We start from the raw sequence: 12,280 nt of genomic DNA on the forward strand, positions 1-12,280 counted from the left end.
CAGGGCGGCGGACGGCGGGTCCGGCGTGTGCGAGGCCGTGCGCGTCGGCCCGGGCGGGCGGCCGGACGGCTCCCACCAGGGTGGTCCGGACGCGTGTGCGCAGGGTGCGCCCGCCGGCTCCGGACACGGGGGTTCCCCCTTTCGGTGGAGCGCGGGGGTCGCGGTTGTCAGCCGGAGCGCAAGGCCTTCGCGGCGTCGGCCGCGGCGACCTGCGCGCGCAACGGGATCGGGGAAACTCTGTGGCCGGGCGGCCGCGCGGCCGGGGATCATGCGCGCATGGACATACCGAACCGGCTGGCCAAGGCCGCGGAAGACGGCGACGCGGAAACAGTGGGCCGGCTGCTGGCGGAGGGGGCCGAGGTGGAGGCCCCGAACGCGCACTGGCGTACCCCGCTGGACCTCGCGGTGAGCGCGGGGCGGCCGGAGACAGTCCGGCTGCTGCTCGCCGCGGGGGCGGATCCGGGCGGGCGGGCCGGCGAGTACCACGAGCTGACGCCCATGCTCCAGGCGGCGATGCGCCCCGACCTCGAGGTGGTCAGGCTCCTGCTCGACGCCGGAGCTCCCGTGGGCCCCCAGGGCCGGGTGGAGTACGTCCCGCTGCCGGTGGCGGCCACCAGCGGGGACGAGGGCTACCCGCACATCGTGGCGCTGTTCCTCGACCGCGGTCAGGACATCGACGTCGTGATGAAGGACCGCACGGCCCTGGAGCTCGCGGTCCAGGGCGGGAAGGTGCGGATGGCGCGCTGGCTGCTCGGCCGCGGCGCGAAGGCGACGGAGCGCGCCGCGAGCGTGGCCTACCGCCGCGCACGGAGCTCGCCCGAGGAGGAGAAGGTGTACAGGCCGCTCTTCAGCGCCCTGTATGCCGCACTGCCCAAGGAATGAATCCGGGCTGCCGTCCCGGGGGCGGAGGCGGGGCGGCGGCGGCTCCGCTTAGCACACGTGCACCACGGCCGCACGTCGCAGGGGCCGCATCCGGGCTTCGGCCTTGCGGCGACTGGCCTGGGGGCCCTTCGGGCTTCGGGGGCCGGGGCTTTTGTTTTGACCGGAGTGGATGCGGTAGGTACGCTCAGACCTTGTGCCTGGGGTGTGCCTGGGCTCCTGTGCGTGTCCATCAACCGCACTTGAGCCGTATCAGCCACCGCGATTCATGCGTTTCCACGCTTGCGTGGAGGTCCGCCGGATCCGACACACCCGACCGCGTGGGTCGGCAAATGTTCCAGGTTAGCTTCACTACACGGCACACAGAAACCGGAGAAGTAGTGCCTACGATCCAGCAGCTGGTCCGTAAGGGCCGGCAGGACAAGGTCGAGAAGACAAAGACCCCCGCGCTTGAGGCTTCGCCCCAGCGTCGCGGCGTCTGCACGCGAGTGTTCACGACCACCCCGAAGAAGCCGAACTCGGCGCTGCGTAAGGTCGCGCGTGTGCGTCTGACCTCTGGCATCGAGGTCACCGCTTACATTCCGGGTGAGGGACACAACCTGCAGGAGCACTCCATCGTGCTCGTGCGTGGTGGCCGTGTGAAGGACCTGCCGGGTGTTCGCTACAAGATCATCCGCGGTGCGCTTGACACCCAGGCTGTCAAGAACCGCAAGCAGGCCCGCAGCCGCTACGGCGCCAAGAAGGAGAAGTAAAAAATGCCTCGTAAGGGCCCCGCCCCGAAGCGCCCGGTCATCATCGACCCGGTCTACGCATCTCCTCTGGTGACGTCGCTCATCAACAAGATCCTCCTGAACGGCAAGCGCTCCACCGCCGAGCGCATCGTTTACGGCGCCATGGAAGGCCTCCGCGAGAAGACCGGCAACGACCCGGTCATCACGCTGAAGCGCGCGCTGGAGAACGTCAAGCCGTCGCTCGAGGTCAAGTCCCGCCGTGTCGGTGGCGCCACCTACCAGGTGCCGATCGAGGTCAAGCCGGGTCGTCAGTCGACCCTCGCGCTGCGCTGGCTCGTGGGTTACTCCCGCGCCCGCCGCGAGAAGACGATGACCGAGCGCCTCATGAACGAGCTGCTTGACGCGTCCAACGGTCTTGGCGCTGCCGTCAAGAAGCGCGAGGACACGCACAAGATGGCCGAGTCCAACAAGGCCTTCGCGCACTACCGCTGGTAGTCCGAACCCACATCGAGACCGAGAGAAGACTGAGCCGATATGGCTACCACTTCGCTTGACCTGGCCAAGGTGCGCAACATCGGCATCATGGCCCACATCGACGCGGGCAAGACGACCACCACCGAGCGCATCCTGTTCTACACCGGTGTGTCTTACAAGATCGGTGAGGTCCACGACGGCGCTGCCACGATGGACTGGATGGAGCAGGAGCAGGAGCGTGGTATCACCATCACGTCTGCCGCTACCACCTGCCACTGGCCGCTCGAAGATGTTGACCACACCATCAACATCATCGACACCCCGGGTCACGTCGACTTCACCGTCGAGGTGGAGCGTTCGCTCCGCGTCCTCGACGGCGCCGTCACCGTGTTCGACGGTGTGGCCGGCGTTGAGCCGCAGTCCGAGACCGTCTGGCGTCAGGCGGACCGCTACGGCGTGCCGCGCATCTGCTTCGTCAACAAGCTGGACCGCACCGGCGCCGAGTTCCACCGCTGTGTCGACATGATCAAGGACCGCCTCGGTGCGGTTCCGATCGTCATGCAGCTCCCCATCGGCGCCGAGATGGACTTCCAGGGCGTTGTCGACCTGGTCACCATGAAGGCGTTCGTCTGGTCCGCCGAGGCGACCAAGGGCGAGATGTACGACATCGTCGACATCCCGGACACCCACAAGGAAGCCGCTGAAGAGTGGCACGCCAAGCTGGTCGAGACGGTCGCCGAGAACGACGACCAGATCATGGAGCTGTTCCTCGAGGGCGTCGAGCCCACCGTCGAGCAGCTGCACGCCGCTGTGCGTCGCATCATCATCGGCTCCAAGGGCGACAAGGGTGCCACCGTCACCGCGGTGTTCTGTGGCACGGCGTTCAAGAACAAGGGCGTTCAGCCCCTGCTCGACGCCGTCGTCCGCTACCTCCCGTCGCCCCTGGACATCGAGGCCATCGAAGGCCACGACGTCCGGGACGCCGAGGTCGTCGTGAAGCGCAAGCCGTCTGACGAGGAGCCCCTCGCGGCGCTCGCGTTCAAGATCATGCGCGACCCGCACCTCGGCAAGCTCACCTTCGTCCGGGTTTACTCGGGCCGCCTGGAGGCCGGCACTGCGGTGCTGAACTCCGTCAAGGGCAAGAAGGAGCGCATCGGCAAGATCTACCGCATGCACGCGAACAAGCGTGAAGAGATCGAAGCGGTGGGCGCCGGTGACATCGTCGCCGTCATGGGCCTGAAGCAGACCACCACCGGTGAGACGCTGTGTGACGACAAGAACCCGGTCATCCTGGAGTCCATGGACTTCCCGGCCCCGGTCATTCAGGTCGCCATCGAGCCCAAGTCCAAGGGTGACCAGGAGAAGCTGGGTGTAGCCATCCAGTCTCTCGCGGAGGAGGACCCCTCCTTCCACGTTCACTCGGACGAAGAGACCGGCCAGACCATCCTCGGTGGTATGGGCGAGCTGCACCTCGAGGTGCTGGTCGACCGTATGAAGCGCGAGTTCAAGGTCGAGGCCAACGTCGGCAAGCCGCAGGTCGCTTACCGCGAGACGATCCGCCAGACGGTGGAGCGTCACGACTACACCCACAAGAAGCAGACCGGTGGTACCGGTCAGTTCGCCAAGGTGCAGATCGCGATCGAGCCGATCCTCGAGGCCGACGGTCCGGCGTACGAGTTCGTGAACAAGGTCACCGGTGGCCGCATCCCGAGGGAGTACATCCCCTCGGTCGACGCGGGTGCGCAGGAAGCCATGAAGTTCGGCATCCTCGCCGGCTACGAGATGACCGGCGTCCGCGTCATTCTTCTCGACGGTGGCTACCACGAGGTCGACTCCTCCGAGCTCGCCTTCAAGATCGCCGGTTCGCAGGCGTTCAAGGAGGCCGCGCGCAAGGCTTCTCCCGTGCTCCTCGAGCCGATGATGGCCGTCGAGGTCACCACGCCGGAGGAGTCCATGGGTGACGTCATCGGTGACATCAACTCCCGTCGTGGCCAGATCCAGGCCATGGAGGAGCGTCACGGTGCTCGCCTCGTGAAGGGCCTCGTGCCCCTCTCGGAGATGTTCGGCTACGTCGGAGACCTCCGCAGCAAGACCTCGGGTCGCGCCAGCTACTCGATGCAGTTCGACTCCTACGCCGAGGTTCCCCGGAACGTCGCCGAGGAGATCATCGCGAAGGCCAAGGGCGAGTAACTCTTCCGAGTACACGCTTTAGGCTTGTCACCGGAGCCTCAGGGGCAACAGGAGTAACCCTCCCGTTGCCCCCGGGGTACCGGCTATCCAGCAAAGATCACCTGGCGCCGATGAGCAAGGCGTACAGAACCACTCTCCAGGAGGACCCCGTGGCGAAGGCGAAGTTCGAGCGGACTAAGCCGCACGTCAACATCGGCACCATCGGTCACATTGACCACGGTAAGACGACCCTTACGGCCGCCATTACCAAGGTGCTGCACGACGCGTACCCGGACCTGAACGAGGCCTCGGCCTTCGACCAGATCGACAAGGCTCCCGAAGAGCGCCAGCGCGGTATCACCATCTCCATCGCGCACGTCGAGTACCAGACCGAGGCGCGTCACTACGCCCACGTCGACTGCCCGGGTCACGCGGACTACATCAAGAACATGATCACCGGTGCCGCGCAGATGGACGGCGCGATCCTCGTGGTCGCCGCCACCGACGGCCCGATGCCGCAGACCAAGGAGCACGTGCTCCTGGCCCGCCAGGTCGGCGTTCCGTACATCGTCGTCGCCCTGAACAAGGCCGACATGGTGGACGACGAGGAGATCCTGGAGCTCGTCGAGCTCGAGGTTCGTGAGCTCCTCTCCGACTACGACTTCCCGGGCGACGACCTTCCGGTCGTCCGCGTCTCCGCGCTGAAGGCGCTCGAGGGCGACAAGGAGTGGGGCGAGAAGCTTCTCGGCCTCATGGCTGCCGTCGACGAGGCGATCCCGACCCCGCCGCGTGACACCGAGCTGCCGTTCCTCATGCCCGTCGAGGACGTCTTCACGATCACCGGTCGCGGTACCGTCGTCACCGGCCGTATCGAGCGTGGTGTCCTGAAGGTCAACGAGACCGTCGACATCATCGGTATCAAGGAGACCAAGACCACCACCACGGTCACCGGTATCGAGATGTTCCGCAAGCTGCTCGACGAGGGCCAGGCGGGCGAGAACGTCGGTCTGCTCCTCCGTGGCATCAAGCGCGAGGACGTCGAGCGCGGCCAGGTCATCATCAAGCCCGGTTCGGTCACCCCGCACACCGAGTTCGAGGCCCAGTCGTACATCCTGTCGAAGGACGAGGGTGGCCGTCACACCCCGTTCTTCAACAACTACCGTCCCCAGTTCTACTTCCGTACCACGGACGTCACGGGTGTCGTCACCCTGCCGGCCGGCACGGAGATGGTCATGCCGGGCGACAACACCGAGATGACGGTCACGCTGATTCAGCCGGTCGCCATGGAGGAAGGCCTCAAGTTCGCCATCCGTGAGGGTGGTCGTACCGTGGGCGCCGGCCAGGTCACCAAGATCACGAAGTAATTCGTGTTCTGACCTGGTAGCTCGCGCGAGCGGGCACCACGTTTGACAGAAGGGCCCCTTCCCCGTCGTTCACGCGACGGGGGAGGGGCCCTTTGTCGTACGGGATCACTCGTACGGGCGTACGGGCGTACGCGGCTCCGTGCGCGGCGGCTACGTCACCCGCAGGGACTCCGTGAACTCGATGCAGGCGGCGTAGTCCGGCAGCAGGCCGGACGCGGTGGCGTCGGCCAGCGAAGGGGCCGCGTCGTCGCGGGCCGACAGCAGCGGGACGTCCGCCGGCCAGTCGATGTCCAGGTCGGGGTCGAGCGGGTGGACCGCGTGCTCGGCCGCCGGGTTGTAGGTCTCCGAGCAGATGTAGGACAGGGTGGCGTCGTCCGTCAGTGCGCAGAAGCCGTGGCCCATGCCCTCGGGGAGGTAGACGGCGCGGCGGTCCAGGTCGTCCAGGCGGACGCCTTCCCAGCGGCCGAAGGTCGGGGAGCCGACCCGGATGTCCACTATGACGTCGAGCACGGCGCCGCGCACGCAGGTGACGTACTTGGCCTGGCCGCGCGGGACGTCGGCGAAGTGGATGCCGCGGACCACACCGCGCTGGGAGACCGAGAGGTTGGCCTGCGCCAGCTTCAGCGGGTGCCCGACGACCTCGGCGAGGTGGTCGAAGCGGTACCACTCCATGAACATGCCGCGCGGGTCACCGTGCTGCTGGGGCGTGATCTCGAACGCGCCCCCGATGGAGAGCTCGCGGAACTTCATCGTGCGGCCTCCTCTTCGAGCAGGCCGATCAGGTAGTCCCCGTAGCCGCTCTTGGTGAGTGGCTCGGCCAGCGCGCGCAGCTGGGCGGAGTCGATCAGGCCCGCCCGCCAGGCGGCCTCCTCGACGCAGCCGATCTTGAAGCCCTGACGCTCCTCGATGACCCGTACGAACTCCGAGGCCTGCACCATGGAGACGAAGGTGCCGGTGTCCAGCCAGGCGGTGCCGCGGTCGAGGATGGTGACGTTGAGCTGACCGGCCTGGAGGTACGCGTCGTTGACGGCGGTGATCTCCAGCTCCCCCCGGGCGCTGGGCTTCAGGCCGCGGGCTATCTCCACGACCTGGTTGTCGTAGAAGTACAGGCCGGGCACGGCGTAACGGGACTTGGGCTTGGCCGGCTTCTCCTCGATGGATATCGCCTGGCCGTCCTCGTCGAACTCGACCACGCCGTACGCCGTCGGGTCCGCCACCGGGTACGCGAAGACCCGGCCGCCCTTGGAGTCGGTGTGCTGTGCCAGGCGGGTGCCGAGCCCGCTGCCGTGGAAGATGTTGTCGCCGAGTATCAGGGCGACGGAGTCGTCGCCTATGAAGTCGGCGCCGAGCACGAAGGCCTGGGCGATGCCTTCGGGGCGCTCCTGGACGGTGTACTCGAGCCGGATGCCGAACTGCGAGCCGTCGCCGAGCAGGCGCTCGAACTGGTCGCGGTCGTCCGGGGTGGTGATGACGAGGATCTCGCTGATCCCGGCCATGACGAGAGTCGAGAGCGGGTAGTAGATCATCGGCTTGTCGAAGACGGGCAGCAGCTGCTTCGACACGGCCCGCGTCAGCGGCCACAGTCGGGATCCGGTGCCGCCGGCCAAGAGAATTCCACGCATGGGCACGACCCTATGCGAGAGGGGCCGAGCAGTTTCCGTTTCGGACCATATCGAACGAACCGCGCAGCTACTGTTCACTTCATGTGCATCCTGGTGAGGGGCGGATTCCGGCCCAGACGGAACGATCGGTTATCGGAGAAGGACATTCCGGATTACGACAACGGAGGCGCCGAATATGGATGCGCCCCGCGGGCAGAGGCGAAGGCGGCACCGCAGAAGTGACCGGTGACCGGGGGACGGGCCGCTGGCTCGTCACAGGCGCGGCCGGAATGCTGGGTCAGGACGTCCTGACCGCACTGCGGCGCCATGCGATCGAGGCCGTCGGCCTCAGCCGTGCCGAGCTCGACATCACGGACCCGGCCGCCGTCCGGTCCGCCCTCAAGGGCGTCACCCTCGTCGTCAACTGCGCCGGCTGGACGGACGTGGACGGTGCCGAGACGGCCGAGGAGGCCGCCGCTGCCGTCAACGGCACCGGCGTACGGATCCTCGCCGAGGCCTGCGCCGCGAACGGCGCGCGGCTGCTGCAGATCTCCACCGACTACGTGCTGCCCGGGGACGCCTCGGAGCCCTACGCCGAGGACGCGGCCACCGGGCCGGTGAACGCGTACGGCCGCTCCAAGCTGATCGGCGAGCAAGCCGTGGCCCAACTCCTGCCGCAGGACGGCTACGTGGTCCGCACCGCCTGGCTGTACGGCGAGCACGGCCCGAACTTCGTCTCCACCATGCTGGGGCTGGCCGCCCGACGGGACACCCTGGACGTGGTCGACGACCAACAGGGCCAGCCCACCTGGTCAGTTGCGCTCGCCCGGCGGCTCGTCGAGCTCGGGCTGGCCGCCCTGGCCGGTCAGGCCCCCGCGGGCATCTACCACGGCACCGCGAGCGGTGCGACCACCTGGTTCGGGCTGGCGCGCGAGGTCTACCGGCAGTGCGGCCTGGACCCGGAGCGGATCCGCCCGACCACCTCCGCGTCCTTCGTCCGGCCCGCGGTCCGCCCCTCCTTCAGCGTCCTGGCACACGACCGCTGGGCCCGGGTGGGCCTGGCCCCGATGAGCGACTGGCGGGAGCAGCTGGCCGACGCCCTCGCGACCCCCGGCTTCACCGCTCTGGCCCGGCCGGCCCGGGACAGCCGGGTGGGCTGAGGACCCCGCCGGACACCACGCTGTGCGCGTGAACGTTGCCTGCGCGCCAGCTTCGCGAAACCCGAACTCGCTACGTTGGGGCGCCTGGGGCCCCGAGATACGGCCGCCGTGAGAGGCCTGGCACGCGTACGTGCCTCGTTCCGTTGGAGCTGCTGCCGTGTCCGAATACGACGATGTCTGGCTGGTCATCCCCGCTTACAACGAGGGCCGAGTGGTCGCCGACGTGGTCGAGGCGGCCCGCAAGACGTTTCCGAACATCGTCGTCGTCGACGACGGCAGCACCGACGACTCGGCCGAGCACGTAGCGGCCACCGGCGCCCACTTGGTGCGCCATCCCGTCAACCTCGGTCAGGGCGCGGCCCTGCAGACCGGCCTCACGTACGCGCTCTCCCAGCCCGGCGCCCTGTACTTCGCGACCTTCGACGCGGACGGCCAGCACCAGACCAAGGACGTCGAGACGATGGTCGCGGTCCTGCGGGCCGGCGACGCCGACGTGGTGCTCGGCTCGCGGTTCATCGAGCGGAACGGCCAAGTGCCGTGGATCAAGCAGGTCGTGCTGCGCACGGCCGCCGCGGTCAGCCCCACCGCGCGCAAACTGGGGCTCACCGACGCGCACAACGGTCTGCGCGTGCTGGGCCGTGCGGCCGCCGAGCGGCTGAACATCACCATGAACGGCATGGCCCACGCCTCCGAGCTCGTCGGTTTCCTCGCGGGCTCCGACCTGCGCGTCACCGAGATTCCGGTCGACATCCTCTACACCGATTACTCGCGGGCCAAGGGCCAGTCCCTGATCAACGGCGTCAACATCGTTTTTGATATTTCACTGCGGGAGCGTGGGCGTCGATGAAATATTTCTGGATCCAGCTCCTGCTCATCGCCGGTTCGGTTTCCATGGCGCTGATGTTCATTCGGACCTGGAGCCAGGCCACGAACCGGGCCTGGAAGCGAATTGCCTTTTCGGTGTTCGTCGTCGTCAACGTGTACGCGGTGCTCCGCCCGACCGACGTCACCTGGGTCGCCCAGCACCTTGGTGTCGGCCGGGGCACCGACCTGGTGCTCTACGTGATGGTCCTCGCGATGGGCTTCCTCACGCTCAACACCTACCTGCGCTTCCGCTCGCTGGAGCAGAAGATCACCGACCTCGCCCGGACGGTCGCCATCAACGAAGGCGTCCGGCACAACGACGTCCGGCTCGGTCCGCCCGAGGACGCGTCCGGGCCTGTCGGGTCCGGGTCCGTCGGGTCCGGGCCCGTCGGCGCCGGGCCCCCCTCGGCGCGGACGCCGTGAAGGCCTGACGCCCGATGGGGTCCTTCGACTTCATGCTCCCGTACTACGGGGACGCGAGGCAGATGCAGGACGCCGTCCGCAGCGTCCTGGCCCAGACCGACCGCGACTTCCGGCTCGTCGTGATCGACGACGGCCGGGAGCCGGACGTGCCCGGCTGGTTCGCGGGGCTGGGTGACGCGCGGGTGCGGTACCTCCGCAACGAGCGCAACCTCGGCATCACGAAGAACTTCCAGAAGTGCGTCGAGCTCTCCGAGGCCGACCACGTGGTCATCATGGGCTGCGACGACCTGCTGCACCCGCACTACCTGGAAACCGTGCGCCGGATCCTCGACGCCCACCCCGGCGTCGGCATGGTCCAGCCCGGCGTCGAGGTGATCGACGGCGCGGGCCGGGTCGCGCGGGGCCTGACCGACCTGGCCAAGCAGTGGATGTTCGCCCCGCGGCTCAAGGGCCGGGGACCGATGGCCGGTGAGGCGCCGGCCGCCGGCGTGCTGCGCGGGAACTGGCTCTACTTCCCGTCGATCACCTGGCGCGGCCCGGCGCTGCGCGAGGTGAACTTCCGGGACGGCTACTCGGTGTTCCTGGACCTGGCCCTCGTCGTGGACCTGCTCGAAGCCGGCGAGCGGATGGTGATCGACGAGTCCACCACGGTCTTCCAGTACCGCCGGCACGCGGCCAGCGAGTCCTCCGTCCAGGCCCTTTCCGGGACCCGCTTCACCGAGGCCGAGCGCTACTTCTCGGCAGTCGCGGAGCGGATGGAAGCCCGAGGCTGGCCCAGGGCCGCCCGCGCGGCCCGGCTCCACCACGCCTCCCGCCTGCACGCGCTCGGAATGCTGCCCGGCGCACTGCTGCGAGGGCACCGGGCCGGCGTCCGCACGCTGGCCCGGCACGCCTTCACCACCGGACGGAGCTGAGCTCAGTTCTTCTTCGTACGCTTCAGCGGGTCGTACGCCGAGCACGTGCCGCGAGGTGCGTACTTCGGGCACTTGCCGCCCGGCATTCCCGTCGAGTGCGCCGACCAGGCCAGGGTGCCGAGGGTGTTCTCGGAGGGCGGCCTGGGCATGTAGGCGTCGGCCGTGGACGATCCGGCCGAGCCGAACAGGAGCCCGAGCGAGACCAGGACCCCGATCACGGCGGCCCGGGGCCCGCGCCCGGCCGCCCGCAGGGCCTCCCGGCCGGGCAGTCGCGTCTCGTTGGCCCGGATCCACGCCTTGACGCGCTGCACGCCGAGGTACACGGCCACGCCCGACAGCGCGAGCATGCAGTAGACGATCTGCAGGCTGGTGCGCGGGTACAGCTGCACGGCGCCGTCGCCCGCCATGTGCGAGGCGTACCAGTAGCGCAGCAGGAAGGCGCTGCCGGTGCAGGCCGCCAGGGTCAGCACCAGCGGCCGGCGCAGGCCGAGCGCGATGGCCGCGCCCAGGCCGACGACGAGCAGGATCGTGAAGAGGCCGACGCCGCCGAGTTCGCCCGGCAGCGGCCACCCGAGGGAGCGCAGCGGGCCGGGGAAGGCGGTACCCGACGAGGCGAAGTAGGCCGGGTCGGTGGCGGTGTCGAAGTAGAAGTACGTGTCCCGGGTCGCTCCGCTCGCGCCGAGCAGCCGGATCATGTAGCGCCCCGCCAGTGCGAGGAAGACCGCGGACGCGGCCGCCAGCGGCATCAGCGCGTTCAGCAGCGCGCGCTTCCCGCCCGCGCGGGCGCGGCCGGTCAGCACCAAGGCGAAGAGGACGATCACGCCGACCGCGGACCACACGAACCAGCCCGCGTACAGCAGGAACAGCGCGGCGAGCAGCGCTCCGATACCCGCACCGACCACGAGCGAGCGCTTGCGGCCGAGCGTGGAGGACTCCGTCACCACCTGCGCGAGCTTGGCCAGCACGGGGATGACGACGACCAGGACGAGCGGGGAGTACGGCTTGTACGGCTCGATCAGCGTCAGGGACGCCGTGACGCCGATGCCGAGGGCCCACAGCGGGGGCAGCAGCGTGCGCCAGGCCAGGTACGCGACCGGGCCGGAGACCGCCAGGAAGCCGATCATCACCCACTTGACGGCGAGCGAGGCGTTGCCGTCGAAGAACAGCTGGGAGATCCACGCCAGCAGGTGCGGGAAGCCGGGCGGGTACTCGGCCGGCAGGGGCACCCCGTCCATGACGTGGAACGCCCACTGCTGCAGGTTCCCGATGTCACCGCCGTACCCGTTGTACGGCCAGCTGGTTCCCCGCAGGGCCACCACACTGCCGCTCGCGGTCACACCGGTGGCCAGGCCGGCCACGGCCGCCGCGCTGATCCGCACCGCCGCACCCGGCAGCCACCGGGACAGGACCAGGTAGAGCACGACGGTCGCGGCCAGCAGGACCAGCAGCCGCAGCTGGATGCCGGCCAGCCCGCTGACCTGCCCGACCCGCTGCATGGGATTCACGTCGAGGCGCTTGCTCAGGACGATGAGCAGCAGTGCTGCGAGAACCGACACGGCCGCCTCGGCGGCCGTGAGGGCGAAGGTGCGAGGTATGCGGCCACTGGAGCCGCTCGGTGCCCGGTGTTCGGCTACCGGGACGGGCGCGGGAGCGGTGACGGTCATGTCCGCGGACTTTACCTCCAGGATGCCGCCCGCCCCG

Annotated in this window: 12 protein-coding genes; 9 read left to right on the forward strand and 3 right to left on the reverse strand. The window is 68.7% G+C overall.

From position 1 onward, the window contains the following. Positions 1-276: 276 nt before the first annotated feature. From MTF69_RS11865 to tuf, 5 genes are all read left to right on the forward strand, one after another. Positions 277-882: an ankyrin repeat domain-containing protein gene (locus tag MTF69_RS11865; protein ID WP_243333346.1), complete on the forward strand. Its 606-nt coding sequence runs from the start codon at positions 277-279 to the stop codon at positions 880-882. 377 nt (positions 883-1,259) lie between these two features. Next, positions 1,260-1,631, forward strand: a complete 372-nt coding sequence (rpsL, locus tag MTF69_RS11870) for a 30S ribosomal protein S12 (protein WP_007265893.1) — start codon at positions 1,260-1,262, stop codon at positions 1,629-1,631. 3 nt (positions 1,632-1,634) lie between these two features. Further along, positions 1,635-2,105, forward strand: a complete 471-nt coding sequence (gene rpsG, locus MTF69_RS11875) for a 30S ribosomal protein S7 (protein WP_215023410.1) — start codon at positions 1,635-1,637, stop codon at positions 2,103-2,105. Between the two features lie 39 nt (positions 2,106-2,144). Next, positions 2,145-4,274 carry an elongation factor G gene (gene fusA, locus MTF69_RS11880; RefSeq protein WP_243333348.1) on the forward strand — a complete coding sequence of 710 codons (2,130 nt, stop codon included), beginning with the start codon at positions 2,145-2,147 and terminating at the stop codon, positions 4,272-4,274. Positions 4,275-4,423: 149 nt separating this feature from the next. Then, complete coding sequence (gene tuf / locus MTF69_RS11885) at positions 4,424-5,617, forward strand: elongation factor Tu (RefSeq protein ID WP_112447760.1); 1,194 nt, start codon at positions 4,424-4,426, stop codon at positions 5,615-5,617. A 150-nt stretch (positions 5,618-5,767) separates the two neighbouring features. Here the strand turns inward: tuf and rfbC are convergent, their stop codons facing one another. Continuing rightward, positions 5,768-6,367, reverse strand: a complete 600-nt coding sequence (gene rfbC, locus MTF69_RS11890) for a dTDP-4-dehydrorhamnose 3,5-epimerase (protein WP_243333350.1) — start codon at positions 6,365-6,367, stop codon at positions 5,768-5,770. After that, positions 6,364-7,239 carry a glucose-1-phosphate thymidylyltransferase RfbA gene (rfbA, locus tag MTF69_RS11895; protein ID WP_243333352.1) on the reverse strand — a complete coding sequence of 292 codons (876 nt, stop codon included), beginning with the start codon at positions 7,237-7,239 and terminating at the stop codon, positions 6,364-6,366. The genes rfbC and rfbA overlap by 4 nt, the downstream gene beginning before the upstream one ends. A gap of 218 nt (positions 7,240-7,457) precedes the next feature. On the opposite strand from rfbA, the gene rfbD reads away from it, so the two are divergent. From rfbD to MTF69_RS11915, 4 genes are all read left to right on the forward strand, one after another. Next, complete coding sequence (gene rfbD / locus MTF69_RS11900) at positions 7,458-8,378, forward strand: dTDP-4-dehydrorhamnose reductase (protein WP_374322803.1); 921 nt, start codon at positions 7,458-7,460, stop codon at positions 8,376-8,378. 157 nt (positions 8,379-8,535) lie between these two features. Next, the gene (locus MTF69_RS11905; protein ID WP_243333354.1) at positions 8,536-9,225 is read left to right on the forward strand and encodes a glycosyltransferase family 2 protein; all 690 of its coding nucleotides are present in this window, start codon (positions 8,536-8,538) and stop codon (positions 9,223-9,225) included. After that, on the forward strand, positions 9,222-9,665 hold the full coding sequence (locus MTF69_RS11910; RefSeq protein ID WP_243333356.1) for a DUF2304 domain-containing protein: 444 nt from the start codon (positions 9,222-9,224) through the stop codon (positions 9,663-9,665). Before MTF69_RS11905 ends, MTF69_RS11910 begins: the two co-directional genes overlap by 4 nt. 14 nt (positions 9,666-9,679) lie before the next feature. Next, entirely contained in the window at positions 9,680-10,579 is a 900-nt protein-coding gene (locus MTF69_RS11915; protein ID WP_243333358.1) for a glycosyltransferase family A protein, read from the forward strand. 2 nt (positions 10,580-10,581) lie between these two features. On the opposite strand, the gene MTF69_RS11920 is transcribed toward MTF69_RS11915, so the two are convergent. Beyond that, complete coding sequence (locus MTF69_RS11920) at positions 10,582-12,243, reverse strand: hypothetical protein (RefSeq protein ID WP_243333360.1); 1,662 nt, start codon at positions 12,241-12,243, stop codon at positions 10,582-10,584. Positions 12,244-12,280 lie beyond the last annotated feature (37 nt).

The organism is Streptomyces sp. AP-93, from assembly GCF_022808175.1.
In the GTDB taxonomy this organism is placed as follows: domain Bacteria; phylum Actinomycetota; class Actinomycetes; order Streptomycetales; family Streptomycetaceae; genus Streptomyces.